This window comes from Paraburkholderia sp. J11-2 (assembly GCF_905220185.1).
GTDB lineage: Bacteria > Pseudomonadota > Gammaproteobacteria > Burkholderiales > Burkholderiaceae > Paraburkholderia.
Genome location: NZ_CAJMYY010000034.1, coordinates 27,466 through 48,692, shown reverse-complemented (window position 1 = coordinate 48,692; position 21,227 = coordinate 27,466). Strand labels below are relative to the sequence as shown.

At 63.1% G+C, this 21,227-nt stretch carries 13 protein-coding genes and 2 tRNA genes; 7 read left to right on the top strand and 8 right to left on the bottom strand.

Translation table 11 applies throughout. From position 1 onward, the window contains the following. The first annotated feature begins 18 nt into the window (after positions 1-18). Together U5A57_RS34805 and U5A57_RS34800 are read left to right on the top strand one after the other, a co-directional pair. Positions 19-1,431, top strand: a complete 1,413-nt coding sequence (locus U5A57_RS34805; protein ID WP_321916202.1) for a hypothetical protein — start codon at positions 19-21, stop codon at positions 1,429-1,431. Continuing rightward, a complete protein-coding gene (locus U5A57_RS34800; RefSeq protein ID WP_321916201.1) occupies positions 1,428-2,402 on the top strand; it encodes an alpha/beta hydrolase in 975 nt (324 codons plus the stop codon). Before U5A57_RS34805 ends, U5A57_RS34800 begins: the two co-directional genes overlap by 4 nt. A 79-nt stretch (positions 2,403-2,481) precedes the next feature. On the opposite strand, the gene U5A57_RS34795 is transcribed toward U5A57_RS34800, so the two are convergent. The 4 genes from U5A57_RS34795 to U5A57_RS34780 form a co-directional block, all read right to left on the bottom strand. After that, the gene (locus U5A57_RS34795) at positions 2,482-2,841 is read right to left on the bottom strand and encodes a hypothetical protein (RefSeq protein WP_321916200.1); all 360 of its coding nucleotides are present in this window, start codon (positions 2,839-2,841) and stop codon (positions 2,482-2,484) included. Between the two features lie 304 nt (positions 2,842-3,145). Further along, complete coding sequence (locus U5A57_RS34790) at positions 3,146-3,856, bottom strand: amino acid ABC transporter permease (protein ID WP_321916199.1); 711 nt, start codon at positions 3,854-3,856, stop codon at positions 3,146-3,148. Next, positions 3,853-4,584: an amino acid ABC transporter permease gene (locus U5A57_RS34785; protein WP_321916198.1), complete on the bottom strand. Its 732-nt coding sequence runs from the start codon at positions 4,582-4,584 to the stop codon at positions 3,853-3,855. Before U5A57_RS34785 ends, U5A57_RS34790 begins: the two co-directional genes overlap by 4 nt. A 16-nt stretch (positions 4,585-4,600) precedes the next feature. Next, a complete protein-coding gene (locus U5A57_RS34780; RefSeq protein WP_321916197.1) occupies positions 4,601-5,434 on the bottom strand; it encodes an ABC transporter substrate-binding protein in 834 nt (277 codons plus the stop codon). A gap of 473 nt (positions 5,435-5,907) precedes the next feature. On the opposite strand from U5A57_RS34780, the gene U5A57_RS34775 reads away from it, so the two are divergent. After that, positions 5,908-6,417, top strand: coding sequence for a hypothetical protein (locus U5A57_RS34775; RefSeq protein ID WP_321916196.1), 510 nt, complete (start codon positions 5,908-5,910; stop codon positions 6,415-6,417). A gap of 33 nt (positions 6,418-6,450) precedes the next feature. Here U5A57_RS34775 and U5A57_RS34770 read toward each other — a convergent pair whose 3' ends face one another. Beyond that, on the bottom strand, positions 6,451-7,194 hold the full coding sequence (locus tag U5A57_RS34770; protein ID WP_415766272.1) for a pyridoxamine 5'-phosphate oxidase family protein: 744 nt from the start codon (positions 7,192-7,194) through the stop codon (positions 6,451-6,453). A 182-nt stretch (positions 7,195-7,376) separates the two neighbouring features. Between U5A57_RS34770 and U5A57_RS34765 the strand changes: the two genes are divergently transcribed. Next, a tRNA-Asn gene (locus U5A57_RS34765) sits at positions 7,377-7,452 on the top strand. 5 nt (positions 7,453-7,457) lie between these two features. Continuing rightward, positions 7,458-7,533: transfer RNA gene (locus tag U5A57_RS34760), tRNA-Gly, on the top strand. Between the two features lie 60 nt (positions 7,534-7,593). On the opposite strand, the gene U5A57_RS34755 is transcribed toward U5A57_RS34760, so the two are convergent. Then, positions 7,594-7,929, bottom strand: a complete 336-nt coding sequence (locus U5A57_RS34755) for a hypothetical protein (RefSeq protein ID WP_321916194.1) — start codon at positions 7,927-7,929, stop codon at positions 7,594-7,596. A gap of 163 nt (positions 7,930-8,092) precedes the next feature. On the opposite strand from U5A57_RS34755, the gene U5A57_RS34750 reads away from it, so the two are divergent. Next, on the top strand, positions 8,093-9,400 hold the full coding sequence (locus U5A57_RS34750; RefSeq protein ID WP_321916193.1) for an MFS transporter: 1,308 nt from the start codon (positions 8,093-8,095) through the stop codon (positions 9,398-9,400). A 240-nt stretch (positions 9,401-9,640) separates the two neighbouring features. Further along, a complete protein-coding gene (locus U5A57_RS34745; protein ID WP_321916192.1) occupies positions 9,641-10,015 on the top strand; it encodes a response regulator in 375 nt (124 codons plus the stop codon). On the opposite strand, the gene U5A57_RS34740 is transcribed toward U5A57_RS34745, so the two are convergent. Both U5A57_RS34740 and U5A57_RS34735 read right to left on the bottom strand, forming a co-directional pair. Beyond that, positions 10,012-15,177, bottom strand: a complete 5,166-nt coding sequence (locus U5A57_RS34740; protein WP_321916191.1) for an AAA family ATPase — start codon at positions 15,175-15,177, stop codon at positions 10,012-10,014. The two genes, U5A57_RS34745 and U5A57_RS34740, sit on opposite strands and share 4 nt — an antisense overlap. Beyond that, the gene (locus U5A57_RS34735) at positions 15,174-21,200 is read right to left on the bottom strand and encodes an AAA family ATPase (RefSeq protein ID WP_321916190.1); all 6,027 of its coding nucleotides are present in this window, start codon (positions 21,198-21,200) and stop codon (positions 15,174-15,176) included. The genes U5A57_RS34740 and U5A57_RS34735 overlap by 4 nt, the downstream gene beginning before the upstream one ends. Between the last annotated feature and the right edge of the window lie 27 nt (positions 21,201-21,227).

Here is a 21,227-nt window from a genome sequence, read left to right as displayed (position 1 = left end):
CCCATTTAGGAGAGTGACATGGCATGCATCGAGTCCGACTACTTCGTGACAGGAACGGGCGCTACCGCCATGGCATTCGTCGACACGCTGCTCACCGAGTCGCCCGATGCGCGAGTCGTGATGGTGGATCGCCACCACCGTCCCGGCGGCCATTGGAATGACACTTATTCGTACGTGCGGCTGCACCAGCCGTCTGCCTGGTATGGCGTGGCCTCGCGTGAACTGAGCGACTGGTCGCATGAAGCGACGGGCTTTAACGAAGGGATGCTTGGGCTTTCCTCGGGAGCCGAAGTGCTCGCGCATTTTGAGCAGGTAATGAAACAGCGCTTCATGCCCTCTGGCCGCGTGCAGTGGTTCCCGAAATGCGATCACTTCGCGAGCGAAGGCCGCACGCACCGCTTCCGCTCGCTGCTGACCGGCGCCGAGCACGAGGTGCGCGCGCGGCGCAAATGGGTGAATGCCACGCATGCGAAAACCGAGGTACCGTCCACTCACCCGCCAAAATACAGCTTGGCCGCGGGTGTGCAGTGCATTGCCTGCAACGAATTGCCGAAGGTTACGCGGCCGTACTCGTGTTATACCGTCGTCGGCTCCGGCAAGACCGGCATGGATGCGTGCATCTGGCTGATCGAGAACGGTGTGCCGCACGAGCGCATCCGCTGGATCATGCCGCGCGACGCATGGGTGATGGATCGTGCCAACATGCAGCCCGGCCCGACCGGCTGGCGGCGTTATTTCGAGAACAGCGTGGTGCAATTCGATGCGATCCGCGACGCACGCGACGTCCCCGACCTGTTCCGGCGACTCGAAGCGGGCGGCGCGCTCATGCGGATCGACCCGGCCATCGAACCCACGACCTACCGCTGCGCACTCGTTTCGCGAGGCGAGATGGCCCAGTTGCGCAAGGTTGGTGAAATCGTTCGGCTGGGCCGTGTGCGCGCAATCGAGCCGTCGCGCATCGTGCTGGAGAAAGGCGAACTCAGCGCCGATCCTGACACGCTGTACATCGACTGCACGGCCTGCGCGATCCAGCCATTGCCGGGCGTACCGGTGTTCCAGGAGGAAGCCATCAACCTCCTGATGGTCCGCTGGTGCCAGCCGCTCTTCTCGGGCAGCGTGATCGCCTGGGTCGAGGCGCACATGGAAAATCTGCAGGAACAGAACGCGATGTGCATGCCCGTGCCCGTGCCCGAACTGCCGATCGATTACCTACGGATGTGGCTGCCGACGCTCGCCAATGCCGCGCACTGGCAGCAGAACCCCGACTTGAGCGCCTGGCTCAGACAGTGTCGCCTCAACGGGCAGGTTGTGATTCTCAAAGGTGTGGAGTTGGACGCTGCCGTGCAGGACCTTCTCAAGACCGTCGGGGCCAAAGCTTCGGATGCGGCGCAGTGCATTGCGCAATTGCTGGCAACAGCGGAGGCAGCGTGAGCGGCCCCCGCGAGCTGCAACTCGAAACGCTACAGGTCGGTGCCATCCGCATGCGTGTCGCGCTGCAGGGCGCTGGGCCACTCGTGGTGTTTTGCCACGGATTTCCGGAGTCGTGGGTATCCTGGCGCGCGCAGATGGCTGCGGTCGCGGACGCTGGCTATCGCGCCGCGGCGCCGGACATGCGCGGCTACGGCGGCACCGACGCGCCGGCGGACCCCGCACAGTACACGATGCTGCACCACGCAGGCGACATGGTGGAACTGGTCCGCGTCCTTGGTGCCGATACGGCGGTGATCGTCGGCCACGACTGGGGAGCGCCTGCAGCCTGGAACAGTGCGTTGCTACGGCCCGATGTCTTCCGCGCCGTCGTCGGCCTGAGCGTACCGTATGTCCCGCCCGCGAAAATCGACCTGCTGACGGCACTCGAACGGCAGGGTGTGACGACCTTCTACATGCAGTACTTCCAGCGAGAGGGTGTGGCCGAGGAGGAACTTCAAGCCGATGTCGAAGCGACCCTACGCCGCGTCACGTTCAGCATGTCGGGCGACGGCCCGGGCCGCATGGTCGCAGGCATCCTCGCGCCGGGCGCCGGCCTCCTCGATAACACCGTGGACCCCGACGTCTTGCCGGACTGGCTTCTTCAGGACGACCTCGACTATGTCGTCGGTGAGTTCCGGCGCACCGGCTTCCGTGGCGGATTGAACTGGTACCGCGCGATCCGCCGGAGCGCGGAATTGCTCGCCCCCTGGTATGGTTGCCCAATTCGTCAACCTTCGCTCTTCATTGGCGGCTCGCGGGACGATGTACTCAGGTTTCCCGGCATGCAGCAGCGTGTCGCCGCGTTGCCGCAAGTGCTGCCGGGTTTGCGCGGCGCTCACGTGCTGGAAGGCGCAGGCCACTGGCTGCAGCGCGAGCGCGCCGAGGAAGTGAACCGGTTGCTGCTCTCCTTCCTGAGCGAACTCGACGGATGACCTGCACAATCGCGCGACATGGAAGCGCCAGCGCCGACAAGCGACTTCTGTCAGCGCAACCGCAAAACCACGCTTGACGCTATTGCCCGGGGGCTTGCGGCGGGTCACATAGCCTGGCCACGCATCGCCAGAACTCGTGCTCGTGCGGTGCGTTGTCGAAGAAGCCTGGCGTTGCCTGCCACAAGGAGGCGCTTTGAATTCGCCCTTCCGGGGTTTTGCAGTCGTTGGCTGCTTGCTCAACCGATTTTGCTGCGCCATCAAGACAGCGCGGATCACCTTGTGAGCACATTGCCGCGGCCTCTTTTTCGCAGGCAGCAAAAGCACAACCCGCAGTGAGATACAGTGCGGCTGCCATTATTTGCGCCGCAATTTTAATCGGGAAATGCGTAAAAAGACGCGGGTCTGGAATAGCCCACTGCTGCGTGGTCTGGACGTTCACGGTAGCCTCCCTCGGCGTATTCGCCATTCACTGCATTCACAACGATGGGGAGAAAAGACCTGAGTAGTCCGGCGATGGCCTGACCGTTGAGCATGCATCGGACAGGATTATTATTTGTTATCCTAAGTGGTTTTCGTATTCTAGTTCGCCGCACTTACGTATCAATTAAACTGAAATTTACGGATAGCAGAAAAGGCGCTGACCGTAGGCTTTCCGCGCCGCCGGAATCGTTGAGTTTTGGATCGGGAGCTTGGCGTGCCGCCCTGCTCACCCCTCATAGGGCGAGCGCCTTTAACCCGGCGAACTACAATGGCGCGCCTTTACACCCATGCAGCCCCGGCAGCTTGCGCCGCACGAGCAGCGCATTGGCCCCCCACTGCAGCGCACCGCACAGCAGCAGATAAACGAGCCCGACGAACAGGAAGATCTGCGCCGGATACACCAGCAGCCGGTTATTGAGTTGATTGGCGAGGAACGTGAATTCCGGCACGCCGACGATATAGGCGAGCGACGTATCCTTGATCAACGCCACCCACTGATTGACGAACGACGGCATCATCACGCGCACCGCTTGCGGCAGGATGACTTCGCGTAATGCCTGCCAGCGCGTCAAGCCAAGCGAAAGCGCGGCCTGCCGCTGCCCTTCGCTGATCGACGTGATGCCCGCATAAACCGAATGCGACAGATACGCGCCGCCAATCAGCGCCAGCGCACACACGACGGTCGCGAGGCCCGGAACGTCGACGTGCAGCAGGATCGGCATCAGAAAGAAAGTCCAGAAAATCAGCATGAGCACAGGTATCGCGCGAAAGAACGCGACGCCGGCGGTCAGTGCGAGACGCACGGCGCCTCGCGTCATGGCGAGCGCAACGCCAAGCGCGAGTCCGATCAACGCCGCGAGCAGCGCGGATATCACGGAGAGCGCAATCGTCAGCGCAATGCCGCCCAGCGGTCCAGCCGGAAACGCGCCGAGCATCAGGTAGCGCAACGCAGGCAGCCACTCGAACCCGTTCACGCGCGGCCTCGCTGCAAACCGCGCAGACCGGCGCGTTGCCACAACACCAGCGCGACCTCGATCACCGCGATAGCCAGCACATAGAACATAGTGGCCGTGCCGAATGCCTGAAACGTCCTGAAGCTTTCCGTATCGACCTGACGCGACATATACGACAGCTCCCCAACGCCAATCGCCATCGTCAGCGACGAGTTTTTTATCACGTTCATGTATTGGCCGGCGAGCGGCGGCGTCGCAATGCGCAACGCCTGAGGGAGGATCACATAGCGCAGGGTCGCGTAACGGCCCATGCCGAGCGCCGCAGCGGCATGCCACTGTGCGGGGTTCACGCCGCGCATGCCGGCCAGGAACTCTTCGCCGATGAACGCCGTGGTGTAGCAGGTCAGTCCGACCCAGCCCGCGAACAGTTCGAAACTCGGCCAGCGCAGCGTGAGCGGCCCGAACGTTGCCAGGTGCGGCGTGTTAAGCCAGTCCATCAATCCGGACGGCAACACAGCCGCGGCGCCGAAATACCAGAACAGCAGTTGAACGAGCAGCGGCGAATTGCGGAAGACGAACACGTAAAGCGCCGCCACCCGCGCAATTGCACGGGTAGGGGCGCTGCGCGCGACCGCCAGCAAAAAACCCAGCGGCGTCGCGAACGACGCCGCGCAGGCGGAGAGCATCAACGTAACGAAGAAACCCTGTTCGAGCCACGCAAGATACTTCGGTTCAAGCCAGTTATGCATGAATCAACCGCGGCGCTCAACTGTTCTTTTGCGGATCGCCGATCTTGAAGAGACGGGGCAGCGGCGCCGCACTCTTCGGGCCGAACCACTTGTCATAAATCTGCGCGGCTTCGCCGTCGGTTTCCAGGTGCGTCAGCGTGCTGTTCACCGCATCGAGCAAACGCGTTTCGCCTTTGGGCACGCCAACGCCTTCGTAGTCGTTCGAGATCGTGAACGGGGAAATCTCATAGTTCGCCTTGTCCGGCGCGCGTGCAAGCAGCGCGACGAGTTTCGGACCATCCTGCGTAATGGCTTGCACGTTGCCCGTGCGCAGCGCGGCGAATGCGAAAGGCGTGTCGTCGTAGGCGACGATCGTTGCGCTCGGGAATTTCGCGCGCACCTGCTGTTCGTTGGTCGTGCCTTTGTCTGCGCCAATGCGCAGGCCATTGATCTGTTCCGCAGACGTCAGCACGCCCTTCTTCGCAATGAACTGGGTGCCGGAAGCAAAATACGGGGTGCTGAAATCCACCTCCTTCTTGCGATCGTCGGTAATCGTAAAGTTGGCGAAGACCAGATCGACCTTGCCCGACTTCAGAAACGCAATGCGATTGGCGGGGTTGGTGGGTTGGATTTCGAGCTTCACGCCAAGGCTTTTGGCCACGGCGCGCGCGTAGTCCACGTCGAGCCCGACGATCTGATTGTCTTTCTGATCGACGAAACCGAACGGCGGGTTGCTGTCGAATGCAGCCACGCGCAATACGCCCGCGCGCTTGATATCGTCCAGACGATCCGCATGCGCGGCGGTCGATGCCACGACCAGAAGTGCCGTCAACAGTGCGCCTGGCACTGCGCCCCAGATGCTGCTTTTCATTATTGAGTTTCCTTCTTCTTTTGTTGCCCTTGCGCTGCCACACTGAATATTCGCGCTGGCGAAGTACGCAGGCTATCGGTATGACGCGCACGAAGGAACCAAGCATTTCTCAGATCGAAAGCGCTACGGGCGATATGGACCGCTGGGACAGTGCTGCATTCGCGGGGTGCTCCACGTTATAAGCACCCGGATATAGCGACGTAGCGACCCGATTCGCTCGACAGGAAGCGGAAGTCATGTTGACGCACGCCGCTTCACACATGTGACCTGCGTCGCAACTCTTGCCGGGTAAATCGCCGCGACCCGGTAATGTCGACTATCGCCCATGTCGTCGATGCGTATTTCTTTCGCGCGAGAAACCTAAATGTGAATGCGTTGCGAAGTGCTTACAAATTCAAGGGCTTATCTCCCTTGACCTGGGCACAGGGGCTGCTTACGCTCGACCAGGGACTTTGCTCTCAGGTTCTTCATCGATGAGCCACCTGGTCGGGCCGCGCAGTCAGATTCAGACTGCAGCCATGCCCGCTGCAAAGCCCGGCTTTTCTGCATTTTGGGGGACTTTTATGTCTTACCGCCGCTGGACCTCTCCTGCCGAGACGGCAGAATGGATCATCCTCGTCGGCGCAGCGTTCGCCGTGCTGGGCGGGTGGATCCCCTGGATGGGCCACGCGCCTTACTACTTCGTTGCCGGCGTTGCATTGATCGGCGCCGGCATCCTCATGCTTTGGAACCGCTCCGCGGGACTCTGGTGGTATTTCGCCATGTTCGCCGCTGCCGTGATCTGGTCGATCTTCAAGGTTGGGCTGGATGGCTGGAGTCTTCTGCCGCGGCTCCTCGTGCTCGCCCTGATCGGCATCGGGATAAGCCTCGTCATTATCACCAGCACTTCGACAGTTGGCCGGCCGCTACGCGTAGCGGCCATCATCACGGCGGTGATCTACGCCCTCGCCATTGCCAGCATGCTCTGGTCCGCCATCTACTGAGCGCGACCGCGAGCTTCCCGTTTGTCCTGGCCGTCACGTTGCCCAGGCCTTCACATACGCGGGCGCCTCGCGCTCCGGCGTTGCCGTGTCGGCCTCGGGCGGCAACGGTGCGAGCGTGAGTGGCAGCACGCCTGCCCAGACGGGCCGGTCCATGTCCTCCTCGTCGTCCTTCGGGCCGCCCGCGCGGATCTTCGTCACGGACTCCGCGAGCGCAATGCGCATGACCGTGGTCGCCGCCAGCTCCTTGCTATTGCCCGCGCGCACTTCATGCCTGCGCCCCGGCGCAATGTGCTCCATGAAGGCGTCCAGCACGGCAGCCTTGTGCTCATGGGCCACCACCTCGAATACGCCGTAGATCACCGCGGAACGATAGTTCATCGAATGATTGAACGCCGAGCGCGCTAGCACGAGCCCATCCAGATGCGTAACGGTCACGCAAACCTGGGCGCCTTCGGCTGCGAGGCGCAACATGCGGCTGCCGTTCGAACCGTGAATGTAGAGATAATCGCCCTCGCGCCAGCATGCGGTGGGAATGCAATGCACGCCGTGCTCGTCGGCGAACGCCACGTGGCAGACGTAGGCTTCGTCAAGAATCGCGTGCAACGTTGCCGCGTCGTAGTGCGCGCGTTGCGCGACCCGGCGCACGCGCGTGCGTTGCGAAGGTGCCGCGCTGGTGTCGGCGGAGGATTCGTTGACGGCATCGGCGAGGGACATCGTTGTGCTTCCTCTACGGTTGGGGTTGAGATGCCGTCTACGATAGTCAAGCTGTGGCCCCATGGGTAGATCCAGACTTCCATTGCGCAATGGAGCCACGAGCGGGCCAAACCTTCTCCGCGAGTAGGTAATACACCATAAACCGTTAGATTTCTACCTTAATTGCCCGCAAAGGCCCTTGTTGAAATTTGTCAGGAAAAAGCTGCAACTTCGAAAAATCTCCTGTACAATCCGGCCTCCTTGATTCCCCGATAGCTCAGTCGGTAGAGCGCCGGACTGTTAATCCGTAGGTCCCTGGTTCGAGCCCAGGTCGGGGAGCCAGACATGCGGGAGTAGCTCAGTTGGTAGAGCGCAACCTTGCCAAGGTTGAGGTCGCGAGTTCGAGACTCGTCTCCCGCTCCAGCACCCAGGCGGGCCATCCGCCTGCGATCAAGGCAGCAAGTCGGCGCACTTGCCCTTGCCTTACGGTAGTGAAAACCTCAAGCACGTCCCCTGCCCGATCAGCGAAGTCGCTTCGATCTGTCCGCCATGCCGGATGCGGTCGCCTTCAATGAGCCTGTGTCGCGAAGTTGCCGATAACAACGTCGCGCGCTCGACATCCCAGCCTTTTGCACTATTTCCGATAGTTGCCAGCGCAACGACATTGAGCGTGCCCTGTTCGGGCACATGCAGCCCGACGCGCTCGGTGCAGGCGTTTTGAAACGCAATGTCCCGCTGCACTTCCACTCCATCAACCTGCACTGCGCCGTCGCGCAACAACGCGCGCTCGCTCGATGCGCTTCTCTGTCTTTTGTACACGACCCAAAGCGCCAACTCCGCCTGCCCCGCGGCGGGAATAGCGCGAATCGCTCAGGTGTTTTGATGGCCTGGGACGTTATTGGAGCCGAGGTCGGTTCATCGCTCGCCCATTGCGCCCGCGCGCACCGAACGTGCCCTCCATCAACCCAACCTGGCCTCGTCGATGAATTCCCTAAATTCGCCTCAAATTCCCTTCGTGCCGCACCGCCCGCTGGCGGGTAGCGATCACCGCACGCTCACATTAGCCGCGCTTGGCGGCGCACTCGAGTTCTATGATTTCGTCATCTACGTATTTTTCGCCGCCGCCATTGGCCAATTGTTCTTTCCTCCCGCGATTCCCGACTGGCTGCGCCAACTGCAGACCTTCGGCATTTTCGCGGCAGGCTACCTCGCGCGGCCGCTCGGTGGCGTGATCCTCGCGCATTTCGGCGACCTGGTCGGGCGCAAGCGCATGTTCACGCTGAGCGTGATGTTGATGGCGCTGCCCACGCTCCTCATGGGCCTGCTGCCGACCTACGATGCCATCGGCATTGCCGCGCCTGTCCTGCTGTTGTTGTGCCGCGTGCTGCAAGGCGCCGCCGTGGGCGGCGAGGTGCCGGGCGCATGGGTCTTCGTTTCCGAGCACGTGCCGCCTCGCTATATCGGCTATGCGTGCGGCCTGCTCACCGGTGGCCTGACGCTCGGCATCCTGCTCGGCTCGTTGCTCGCCTCAGGCATCAATCATCATTATTCGCAGGCGGAAATCGCCGCCTACGCATGGCGCATTCCCTTCGTCACTGGCGGCCTGTTTGGCATTCTCGCGGCCTTCTTGCGGCGCTGGCTCAACGAAACGCCGGTATTCGTCGAGATGAAAGCACGCCGCTCGCTCGCCACCGAAGTGCCGCTCAAGACCGTGCTGCGCAAGCACGGCCGCGCTGTAGTCGTCTCGATGCTGCTCACGTGGACGCTCACCGCCGCGATCGTCGTCGTGATCCTGATGACACCCACGCTCGTGGCGAGGCGCTTTCCTATCGACGCCGCCACCGCGCTACAGGCGAATTCGGCGGCAACGTTCTGCCTGACTATCGGCTGCGTGGTGGCGGGATCGATTGCGGGCCGCATCGGCACGCGGCGCACGATCTTCGTTGGATGCCTGATGATCGGCGCATCGTACTTCGCGATGCTCCGTCATCTTGCCGTCGATCCGGGCGCGCTGCTGCCGCTCTATGCCGTAGCAGGTTTTTTTGTCGGCGCGGTTGCGGCGATTCCTGTGGCAATGGTCAACGCCTTTCCGCCCGCCGTGCGCTTTTCCGGCATCTCGTTCTCGTACAACGTGGCCTACGCGTTATTTGGCGGCCTCACGCCCGTTCTGGTTTCGCTGATGCTGAAGTGGAACCCGTCCGCCCCCGAACTCTATGTGGCCGCGCTGTGCGGCATCGGCGCGTTGACGAGTCTTGCGCTGCCTCGCGCGTCCGGCGCCACGGCAAAATAACTTTCCATTCCGAAATGACTCGAAATGAATCACCGGTAACCTGCGCGGCCTGCACGCTCACTACGTGCACCGCGCAGCGTTCTCTCCAGCAAGCACACGCATGGTTGCCGGTGTTGTAAATAATCACACCCGCTATACAAGCGTATGATTCCGCCCGGCGAATTCCGTCATTACTATCAGCGCTGTCGACCCGCGCTGGAGTGCTGGTCCATCGCGCCGTTGTTGCTCAGGAGATCATGCGTGTCCGCCGCTCATCACGTCTGTGTGGTCGACGACGATCAGTCAGTTCGGCTTGCACTTGCCAGCTTGCTTCGTTCGCTCGGCTATGAAGTCGAAACCTTCGAATCGGGGAATGACCTCCTGCGATGGCTTGCGCACAATCGCACTGCGTGCGTCGTCTCCGATCTCCAGATGCCCGGCATGTCCGGCCTGCAAATGTTCGAGGGCATGATCGACATGGGCGTCGATGCGCCGTTCGTGCTCATCACGGCGTATCCGACTGCCGAAGCCGAGTCGCGGGCCATGTCGATCGGCGTTCGCGCGTTCCTCACCAAACCGGTCAGCGCACAGGCGCTGGCCATGCACGTCAAGCAGGCGCTGAATCGGGCCGGCTAGCGCTCGAGCGCCGCGTTCCCCCCCGCCGCTTCAAACGCGGCGGCGAGCGAGAAAACGAAACGCGCGCCATGCGGCGTGTTGGGCTCGAACTCCAGCGTGCCGCCATGCCGCTCGATAATCGAACGGCAGATCGACAAGCCCAAACCCATGCCCGTTGCCTTGGTCGTCACGAACGGTTCGAACAGCGACCCCTCGACGCAGGCTTGCAGCCCAGGCCCCGAGTCGGCCACGGTGATTTCCGCCCGGCCGCCGCCCACATGGCGACTGGAAAGTTCGAGTACGCGGGCGCGCGAATCGACGCCGGCCATCGCCTCCACGGCGTTGACAATGAGATTGAGCGCGACCTGCTGAACCTGCACGCGATCGCCCTTCACGAAGAACTCCGGCGCGATGGCGTTATCGACTTCGACCTGGTGATTCTCGACTTCCGCGCCCGCAAGCAGCAGCGCTTCGGCGACCGCGCGCCTCAAATCGAACACGGTTAGCGTGGGCGGCGCGTTCTTCGCCAATTCACGTATGCCGTGAATGATGCTCGATGCACGCAGGCTCTCGCCCGCCACGAGCGTCAGCATCTTGCGCGCCTCCTCGAGTGCGGGCGGTTCGCGCTCGAGCCAGTGCACGGCCGCCGAGGCCGATGAATGAATCGCGCTCACAGGCTGACTGATTTCGTGCGCAATGGATGCCACCAGTTGGCCCATGGTCGTGAGGCGCGTCACGCGCGCAAGCTCGGCCATGGCGTTGCGCAACGCTTCCTCCGTATGCGCGATGCGCTGATTCTGCTCCACGAGATCCTGATAGAGGCGCGCGTTTTCGAGTGCGATGGCGGCCTGTGCGCCGAGCACGGAAAGCACGGCGATCTTGTCCTCGGTAAATGCGCTTTCGCTAAGCCGGTTCTCCAGAAAGATCACGCCCACCAGACCGCCTTGTTTGAGCAGCGGCAGGCAGAGCACCGACTTCGCCTGGGTCCTTCGCACATAGTCATCGCGCGTATAGCCGCCCTCTGTCGCGGCGCTGCCGAGCGCGAGCGGCTGCCCCGTGCGGATCGCCGTGCGAACCAGCGTAAGCGGCAAGTCCTCGCTCGAAATCTCGCGCCGCACGACATTGACTTCGGCGAGTTCGGCGCGCGTCACGGCCTCCGCATGAATCTGCAAGCCGCCCTCGTGGTTCAGCGCGAGCACGCAACGCTGGGCGCCTGCGTGCTCGAGCGTCACGAGCGCGAGCGTTTCGATCAGACGGCTCAGCACGATTTCGCTGGACAGCGCGCTCGAAGCCTTGATGATCGCAGCAATATCGAGCTGTTGCGACGGGTAGTCGAATGCCGGCATCGGCGCAGCGGCCGACGGCTCCGTTTTCAGGCCTCGCTCCGTCATGGCGCGCACCTTGGCGTTCGCGCCCCACCATGCATAGGCATGCGAAGCATCGCGCAAGTAGGCGTCGGCAATCGTGCCGCGCCCTTGCTGGCGATGAAATCCCGCCGCGAGTTCGCACGCCAGCGCCTCGACATGCAGAATCCGCCGTTCGTGGGCGTGACGAATCGCCTTGTTGTAGAGGTGCTCCGCGTCGCGGGCGCGGCCGTCGAGCCGCGCGATCTCGGCATCGACGAGCGCGGCCCGGCCCGTGAGATTCGCGGGACCGACGTGCGCCCATGCGCTCAGCGCCGCGCAATGCGCGTCGAGGGCTTCACGGTGTGCGGCCCGTTCGTGCTGCGTCGCTGCCATTTCGCACAGCTTCGCGCGCGTGAGCGCGCCAAAGAAGCGATATTCGATCAATTCGAGGAACATTCTCGACGCGCCGATCGATCGCCTCGCCGCCACCTCTGCCTCGAGCGCCGCTTCGAAATCGCCGGAAATGAAGCTCGCCTGCAGCATGCACGTCCAGTAGGCAAAGCCAACGCTCGTGTTGTTCGCGCGCACCGCGTCGATGTCCCGCTGATATTCCTCGTCGCCGGCATGATCCGCCGTGTCGCGCCGCCCCGCGTCGCCCAGTTGTTCGACGAGCTGGATCTGCGCGCGGAAAACGCCGGAATACAGAAAGAAACGCGACAACCTCGCGACGTTCAGACCGTTTTTCGCCTCCGCGAGAACTTCGTCCAGCGGCCGGCCGGCGAGAAGCAGCACGCTCACGACATTACGCGCGCCCGACACGTCGAATACCAGATCGCCGTCCGCTTTCGCCACCCTCTTCGCTTGCTCGATATACGGCATGGCGTCCTGGGCCGGCCGGCTCCACGGAATCACGAGACTGCCAAAGCGCATGTAGATGCGCGCCTTGTAGCGCGAGCGCTTGCAACGATCGACCACGTCGACGGCCAGTTGCGCAAACTCATAGCCCGTCCTGTAGTCCCCATAGCGCTCGGCGAACACGAGATTCAGGCAAACGAAACCATACGCCGCGGAATCGGAAAGACCGTGCCGCAAACTCAGCAAGGTCAGGTTCAGCAGAATCACGTCGAGCAGATTGGCATTGAAAAAGAGCGCGGGCGGAATGAGATCGGCGAGCACATCGAGCGCGCAGCGCCACACCGGGTCTTCGACCCACGCGTTTTCGCCAAGCTGGGCAATCGACCTGTCGCCCAACTCGCTGCGCAACTGCCGATAAAGGCGATCGACTTCACTGTCCGACGGGCGCTCTTCGATGTTGACACCGAGCCGGGCCAGAAAGTCGAGCCCCGTGGTCAGCGCCTGAATTTGCCGGTTCTGCGCGGTTTGCAGGCTCGCCGTCAAGCGCGTCAATTCCGCCCGCAGCGCCATGCTCACCGGCTTGCGGCCGAGCGCCGCGAGCCGCGCCTCGGCGGGCGCGAGCGTGCCGATCAGGCACTCCACGTCAGCCCGGTGAAATTCCGTCCATTGTGCCGTGTCTTCGTCGGTGCTTTCGTCGATCAGCGCCGCCGCCGTTTCGAAATAGACCAGCGCCGACGTGTACGCGGTCGCCGCCTTCGCACGTTCCCCCGCGAGCAGATTGAGGTAGGCAAAGCGCTTGCGCTCCTCGGGCGAAACGACATGCGAAGCCCCACGATTGATCTGATTCGCGACGACGAAAAGTTCGTCGCTCGGCTCGTCCTCGCGCAAACGCGTGGCGAGCCTGCGCCCGATCTCGAGGTGCAGGGCCGCTTGTTCGCTTTCGCGCATCGAAGCGTAGGCGGCCTCGCGAATGCGGTCGTGCGTAAAGCGCAGCCTGTCCGCATCGCGGTCGATGAGCGAAGCGTTGATGGCCTCGCGCAGGCTTGCCTCCAACGCCTGTTTCGTGAGGCTCGCCGCCGCCGCGAGATCGGCGATCTTCGCGGCGGCTCCCAGACAGGCAAAGACCTGCAACGCGTCACGCGCGGCCTCGCCCAGCCGTGCGAAGCGCAGCAGCATGAGGTCCGCCACGTTGTCCGAATACAGCTTGGCGCGAATGCGATCGACGTCGCGCAGGCGCAACGCGCCCTTTTCCTCGAATTCAATCAGCCCTTCGCTCGCGAGCTCCGCAGCCAGCTGAATCGTGAAAAACGGATTGCCACCCGTCTTTTCCCGAATGATGTCGATCACCGGCAGCGACGCGTCGAGCTTGCAGCCCAGCGTGTCGCCAACGAGGCGCGCCATGTCGCCGCGGTCAAGCGGCTCGACTGCAATGACCTGATGCCGGTCTTTGGTCTCGGCAATGAGCCGCTCGAGCGCATGCCCCGGCGTCACTTCGTTGCTGCGAAACGCTGCGATGAGCATGACATGCGAGAGGTCGCTGTCGCGGGTCAGATAGTCGAGGACCGTCAGCGTGCCTTCATCGACCCACTGCATGTCATCGAAAAACAGCACGAGCGGGCGCTCGGGCTGCAACACGCTTTTGAGCAGATCGGCAATCGTGCGCAAATAAATCGCTCTGTCGACATTGAATTGCGTTTCGACGTCGCTCGACAGAGCGCCCAGTATCAGTTTCAGGTCGGGCAAAAGGCCATAGAGAATTTCCGCGCGAGCGCCCATGCACGCCGTGAGGCGATTGCGCGTCGCGGTGAAGCTCGCGTCCTCCTGACCGAGAATCGGGCGGATGAGCCGCTCGAGCGCGCGGGCCAGCGCCCCATAAGGTTGGGTCGAATCGAGCTGTTCGCACACGCCTCGCGCATACGAGATCGATGTCGTGCCGATTGCGCTTGCCCATTGATCGACCAGCGCGGACTTTCCGCTACCCGAATAGCCGGCGACGAAGACCAGCTCGACCGCGCCGCTCGTGCTCACGCGGCGCAAGGTTGCGTCGAGCGCATCCATCTGGCCACGGCGGCCGTATAGCGCCCCGGCGTGCCGGCTGATCGCAACGCTTGCGTGCAAGTCCAGCGGAAACACGGCGGCGGCATTGCGCTCCGGCCCGGCGTTCAGGCAGCGCATCAAGTCGGCCAGCAGCCCGGCCGCTGACTGATAGCGGTCGTTGGGATTCTTGGCGAGCAATTTCATGACGACCGCTTCGACCTGGCGCGGCAATCCAGGCGCGTAAGCGGAAGGACGCATGGGTTGCTTGGCGAGCTGCGCATGCGCGAGCGCCATTCTGTCGACGCCCGTGAACGGCAGCACGCCGGTGAGCATTTCGTAGAACAGGCAGCCCAGCGAATAGAGGTCGGCGCGACAGTCCAGCAGGCGCTCCATCCGGCCGCAAAGTTCGGGCGCCATGTATTCGATCGCCCCGCTGCTGGCACGATGAAGATTGGTTTCGCGGTCCGAACGATCGGCCATCATCGCGTGACCAAAGCCAAGGAGGCACGCCGATTCGTCGGCGCTATCGAGCAGAATACAATCGGGATTCAGGTCGCAATGGACCAGCCCGGCTTCATGCAGCGATTCCACGGCGGTGGCAATCGCGATTGCGGCGCGCAGAAAGCGCTCGAGCTTTTGCGGCGAACGCCAGCGCGCGCGCAAGAGCGTGCCGCCGGGGTCGCGCAGCGCGAGCGCAACGAAGCCGTTTTCCCGCAATAGCGCATAGGGCCGTGCAGCCCACGGCGCCGCGAGGCACGCGCGCAACGCATAAGCGTGCTCTAACCGCGCGCACCGCTCGTGCTCTTTCGGGCCGTCCTCCGTCACCATGAACAGCACGTGCGCGCCTTCCTTGTTCACGCCGCGATAGAGCGCCGGCGGCCCCGCGACCAGTTGCGTGACATCGTAATCGGCGAGTTGGTCGAGAATGGGCGCGTAATGGCTCATGCGGTCGTTCCGTTCGCGCGTGCCGCGACAGTGCCTTCGGCGCCGCTTCCTGCCGCGCGAAGCTCGAAGCAGAACGTCGCGCCCGCGTCCTGATTATTGAACGCCCAGATCGAACCGCGATGTTCCTCGATGATCGAGCGGCAAATGGACAGGCCAAGCCCCATGCCGTCCGACTTCGTCGTGAAGAACGGCTCGAATAGCCGCTCGACGATATCGGCATCGATACCCGTGCCCGAATCGCACACACACACGCGCACGGACTCCGCGCCAGCGAATTCGGCCGAGATTTTCAGCACCCGCGTACTGCCCGGACACTTCAGGATCGAATGCATGCCATTGAAGATCAGGTTCATGACCACCTGCTGGATCTGGATCTTGTCGGCGGCCACCTTGGGCAAACCGTCTTCCGACACGACACGCAGGCGAATGTTGTTCTTTTCCATTTCCTGCCGAACGAGTGCAACGACTTCGCTGACGGTTTGCGTCAAATCGATCGCGGCGCGATTCGGGCGCTCCTTGCGCGCGAGCGCGCGCAGGCGGTTGATCACTTCGCTCGCGCGGTCCGCGTCGCTCACGATGCGCGCGAGATTGTTGCGCGCTTCGGCAACCGAAGGCACCGCGCGGTCCAGCCAGCGCATGCCCGCCTCGCCATGCGTGATGATCGCCATGAGCGGCTGCTTGAGGTCGTGCGCAAGCGATGCCGTCAATTCGCCCAGCGTCGACACGCGCGTGACGTGCGTGAGTTCCGCCTGCGCGCGCAACAGCGCGTTTTGCGCCTGGTGAATTTCGGTCATGTCGGCAAGGGCGCCGACGTATTCCACGGCACGGCTCGCCGAAGCGATTGGTCTCGCCACCATGCGCAGGTACTTCACCGCGCCCGTTTCCACGCGCACGCGATACTCGGCCTCGATGATCGACGCGCCTGCCTCCCCCTCGCACAGCGCGCGCCTCACCTGATCGACGTCGTCGGGATGAATGCGTTCCAGCATGAGATCCATATGCGGCCGCGAGGGCTCGTCCATTTCGAGGATCCGGTAGGTTTGCGCGGAGCACGTCAAGTCGCGCGATTCGACATTCCAGCCAATGCTGCCGATATTGCTGAGGCGCTGGGCTTCGGAGAGATACATCTCGCCGCGCCGCAACGCGTCTTCGAAGGCGCGCCGGTCCGTGACATCGATCGTCGCGCCGATATATTCGCGCGCACCGCTCTCGTCGCTCGACCACGGCCGGAAAATCACCTGCAGGCGGCGCACGCTGCCGTCGCTTTGCCGTGTCGAGAATTCGTGGCTATGCATGCCGTCTTCGCAAATTGCGTTGACGAAGACTTCCTTGAAACGCAGGCGGTCCGCCTCCAGCACACGCTCGAGGCACATTTCGATGGTCGGCCGCTCGCACGTGAATTCCACGCCCCACAGCTCGTAATTCTCACGCGACCACAGCAATTGGCCCGTGGTCGTGTTCCAGATCCAGGTACCCGTCTTGCTGATGCGCTGGCCCTCTTCGAGGAACGCCTCGCTGCGCCGCAGCCGCGCTTCGGTTTGACGTCGCTCCACGTTCTCGCGCTTGAGCGCGGAATAGAGCCGTGCGTTCTCGATGGAAATGGCGGCCTGGGCGGCCAGCATGTTCATAAGGTTGATGCGCGCGAGATCGAACACATACGGCGTGACGCTGTTTTCCATATACAGCACGCCAACGAGCCCCGCGTGGCGCAACAAGGGCAGGCAGAGCAGCGAACGGCAGCGGCCCTCGCTCAGGTAACGGTCGTCGCGGAAGTCGTTCGGCTCCGCGCCGTCGTCGATGACGACGTTCTCGTGAACCCGCATGACATGGCGAATCACGGTAAGCGGGACCACCGACTCGCACAGGCCCATGTCGCTCGCTTCCACGGTAATGCCGTTTTCCCTGGAACCGGCCTGGGCCACGATGCGAAAGCTCTCGCCCGACCAGAGAATGAGCAGCGCACGCTGCGCGCCGCTGTGGCGCACGGCAATCTGCATGAACGCCTGCACCAGCTTGTCGAGGTCGATCTCACTTGAAACGGCCTGGGACAACTGGACCATCGCGGCGACATCGACCGTGCCCTGTGGCGCCGCGTGAGCGCCGGAACTGCGCGCGGCAGGCGCACCGTCACGCAGATGGTGAAAGGCCTGCTCGAGACTGCGCACCTTGGCGTCGGCGCCCCAGCGCGCATAGGCGTCGCGAGCCGAGCGCAAACACGCCTGGGACACCGAAACTAAACCGCGTTGCCGGTAGAAGTGCGCCGAGCATTCGCGCGCCATGGCCTCATAGTGCGGCTGCCCATTCTCACGCGCCAGTTCGATCGCGCGCTCGTATTCCTGCTCGGCCTGCGCATAATCGCCCACGAGCCGCGCATATTCGGCCGTGACGAGCGCGCAGCGGCTGCCGAAGTTCTCCGGTGCGCTATGTGCCCACGATTCAAGCCGCTCGATGGCGCCGATCAGTTCGCGCTCCATCAATTCGTGCGCGGCTTCCTGCCCGGCTTCCTGCGGCAATTCGTCGATCACGCGCACGAGCGCAAGCGCCCGCAAAAAGTAGTACGTCACCTCGATCGGCATGGCCATCACCGCGCCGAGCAGCGGCTCGATCTCTCTTGCGCGCGCAATCGTGGCAGCGAAGCGGCTGTGCAGAAAGTCCAGCTTCATTTCCATGATCGCCGCATAGGCGATACCGCAGCCGAACTGGCTCTCACGCACGAACGAGACGAGTGCTTCGTGCGTGGAGGCAATGCCCAGGTCTGCCGCATCGACGCCCTGCAAGCGCAACAGGAACATCAATTCGAGTTCGATCGTGACGCTGATGGTCTTGTTGCGCAGTTCGTTCGCAAAGCGCAGATTCTCGCGGCACAGGTTAGTCACCTCGTTGAGGTGCTCGCCGCGCTCATAGGCCTGCCAGATACTCTCGAACGCGATATAGCCCGCGTAGATGAAGTCGCCCGCTTCGACGCACTGGCTCATCGCACGGCCCAGCACCGGAATGGCCGCGCGAAACGGCCGCCGCCAGATCAGGATATGGTCGCCGTGCAAATGCAGCAGCGTGCCACTCAAACGCGGTTCGCCATAACGCTCGTTCACGGCAAGCGCAAGCTCGGAAAAGCGCAACGCAAGATCGAAGTCGCGCGTGGTGCCGACCAGCAGCAGCGCGTAGATGGCGTACACATAGCCTGCCAGCCGCGTGTTGCCATGCGCGAGGCACAACTCGGCTGCCTTGAGCACGAGAATCGGGAACAGCTTTTGTACGCCGATATACGCACTCGGAATCGCGTCGATGATGAGGCCGATCACGGCCTCGTGCATGGGGTCGTCGAGGCAGCCGCGCGTAAGCAGCGCCGCGACCCGGTGCGGCGGGCACAATTCGCGCAACGCCGCGAGCTTTTGCGCGACTAGCGCATCGTCAATGCCTTCGCCCTGCACCTCGACATTCAGCAACGAAAGCGCGCTGAGCGTCGTTTCGACCGCTTGACGATAATCGCCGGACGCCTGGTGAATGCGGATTTCCATGCGCAGCGCGCTAGCGCGCTTGAGCAGACCGCCCGCGCAATCACACGCCTTGCGCGCCGTTTCCAGCGCCAGGCTGAAACCGCCGGTGAGGTACTCGCATTCCGCCATGTCGAGCAGCAGCCGGAATACGTCGATACGCGCCTCGCTCACGCCGTACTGCTCGATAAGCTTTTCCGCCTGGGCGAAATACTCGCGCGCGGAACTCCACGCAGCCGCCGCTTTCGCCGCGTTGCCCGCCAGCACGTCAAGCTCCGCAAGTCGCGTGCGGTCGGCTTGCGAAAGAATGCGCTGCGCGCGGTTCAGGTGGCCGACCACCTCGAACACTTCGGCCGTGCTCGGGGCCGTCGGCATGGCAAAGAGCAGGTTGGTGCCGATCTGCGCGTGCGCGAGTTCGCGTGCCGTTTCGCCGAGCATCGCGTACGAGGCTTCCTGCACGCGGTCGTGCGCGAAGCGGTAGGCTTCCCCCTTGCGCGACACGAGGCCCGCCGTCTCCGCTTCGCGCATCGTCGCCAGCACGCGGCGGCTATCAGTGCCGAGCACGCGGGAGAGCGCGCCCACGCGCGCCGTTCCCCCCACGCACGCGAAAACCGCCAAAACATGCTTCGTTTCATCGTTCAGGCGCGTGAGACGCAGCGTGAGCAGGTCGACCACATTGTCGGTGTAGCCCTTGTGGCGAATCTTGTCGATGTCCCACGTCCAGCCCACGCTGTACGCGTCCGGCACGATGAGCCGGTCCTGTATCAGCTCGCGCAGGAATTCGATCGTGAAGAACGGATTGCCGCCCGTCCTTTCGAAGATCACCGAAGCGAGCGGCGCGACGGCCTCGGGCGGCTCGACCAGCGTCTCGGCAATCATCGTCACGATGTCCGCGAGCGTGAGCGGCAACAGGCCGATCTTTTCGGTCACCTTCCTGCCGAACAGAATGCCGTTGAGCCGTTCGCTCGCCACCCGCGAGCGGCCCAGATCGATGCTGCGATGCGCGAGCACGAGCAGCAGGTGCTTCAGTTCGGCGTCCGTTGCGAGGCCATCGATGATTTCCAGCGTGCCGGAATCGAGCCATTGCACATCGTCCAGAAAGAGCACGAGCGGCCGCTGCTTGTCCGAAAACAGCATGAGAAAGCGCTTGACGACCAGCAGAAAACGGTTGGTCGCTTCCTGCGGCGGCAGGGTTTCGATTGCGGGCTGCGGCCCCACCATCGCGCCGATTTCCGGCACCAGATTGACGATCAGTTGGCCGCCCTTGCCCACGGCTTCCTCGAAGCGCCCCTTCCATAGCGCGATTTCCGGGCCGGTCTTTCTGAGCAGCGGGCGCACGAGCCCGCGCAGCACCTGGACAAACGCCGCATACGGCACATTGTCGTTGTACTGATCGAATTTTCCGAGCGTGAAATGCACGCCGGCCGAGCCGATATTGCGTTTGAATTCCTCGATGAAAAACGTCTTGCCGACGCCGGGCTCGCCCTCGACGATCACCGCCATGGCGTCGCCGGTCTGGCGCACGCGTTCCAGCGCGCCGTGCAGCTGTTCGAGTTCGCGCTGCCGCCCGTACGTACGCATGGGAAACACGGCCTGCGATTGACGGTCGCCCCGGCCGAGCAGTGCGGGCGATATCTGTGCGCCGTAGGTCATTTCATCGAAGCAAAGCTGCAGGTCGGCCTCGACGCCCGCCGCACTCTGATAGCGGTCGTCGGCGGCTTTCGCCAGCAGCTTGTTGATGATGAATTCGATCTCGGGACGGATTTCAGGAACGAGATTGCCGAGCGGCCGCGGCGTGCTCACGAGATGCGAATAGACCCATTCCTCGCGCTCGCGCGCGTCAAAGGGCAACTGCCCGGAGAGCAGTTGGTAAAGCAGCACGCCCAGCGCGTACAGGTCGCTGCGCGGATCGTTACGCTGGCTCGCGGCGCTGGTGCGCTCGGGCGCGAGATACGGAAGCTGGCTCATGGGCACGATACCGATCTCGCCGCCGCCCGCATAGCTGCCCTCGATACCGCAAGCGCTGCCGAAGCCCGTGATCCACACGCGCTGCTCGCGATCCACGAACAGGCTGGCGGGGCTCAGGTTGTGATGAACGAGTCCATGCGAGTGCATGTCCTTGAGCGCCGAGGCGAGCGACACCGCGAGCGCAAGAAAGCGCCGCAGCGAGCGGCCATGCGCCATGTCGCCGCTGAGCGATGCCCCCTCGCAATTGTGCAGCGTGAGCAGAAACTGGCCGCCCGAACGAAACAACTCGCGCGGACGAATGCCCCATTGCGCGTCGATCGATTCGCGCAAGCTGTATTCTTTCTCGAACGATGCGAGGAGTTCACGCGAAGCGCGTGCCTCGAACGGCGCTTTCACGATGAGCGGCTGTTCGCACGCCTCGGTGCTCACGCGGTATAGCACCAGGTCGTCGTCGCGATGAAGCCGTTGCGCGCAGGTAATGCGCCCGTGAATTTCCGCGGCGCCTGTCGCCTCCCAGCCCGGGATCTCTGCCATCGAGTGCCGACCCGCTCTAGCTGCCATGCCTCTCCCCATCCATGTCGTGCCGGT

What these genes read in the sequence shown, in the direction of transcription:
- U5A57_RS34780 (WP_321916197.1), bottom strand. Translation starts at nt 5,434, where the DNA reads ATGAAAAGCAGCATCTGGGGCGCAGTGCCAGGCGCACTGTTGACGGCA.
- U5A57_RS34805 (WP_321916202.1), top strand. Translation starts at nt 19, where the DNA reads ATGGCATGCATCGAGTCCGACTACTTCGTGACAGGAACGGGCGCTACC.
- U5A57_RS34770 (WP_415766272.1), bottom strand. Translation starts at nt 7,194, where the DNA reads ATGGGGCCACAGCTTGACTATCGTAGACGGCATCTCAACCCCAACCGT.
- U5A57_RS34785 (WP_321916198.1), bottom strand. Translation starts at nt 4,584, where the DNA reads ATGCATAACTGGCTTGAACCGAAGTATCTTGCGTGGCTCGAACAGGGT.
- U5A57_RS34775 (WP_321916196.1), top strand. Translation starts at nt 5,908, where the DNA reads ATGAGCCACCTGGTCGGGCCGCGCAGTCAGATTCAGACTGCAGCCATG.
- U5A57_RS34735 (WP_321916190.1), bottom strand. Translation starts at nt 21,200, where the DNA reads ATGGCAGCTAGAGCGGGTCGGCACTCGATGGCAGAGATCCCGGGCTGG.
- U5A57_RS34750 (WP_321916193.1), top strand. Translation starts at nt 8,093, where the DNA reads ATGAATTCCCTAAATTCGCCTCAAATTCCCTTCGTGCCGCACCGCCCG.
- U5A57_RS34740 (WP_321916191.1), bottom strand. Translation starts at nt 15,177, where the DNA reads ATGAGCCATTACGCGCCCATTCTCGACCAACTCGCCGATTACGATGTC.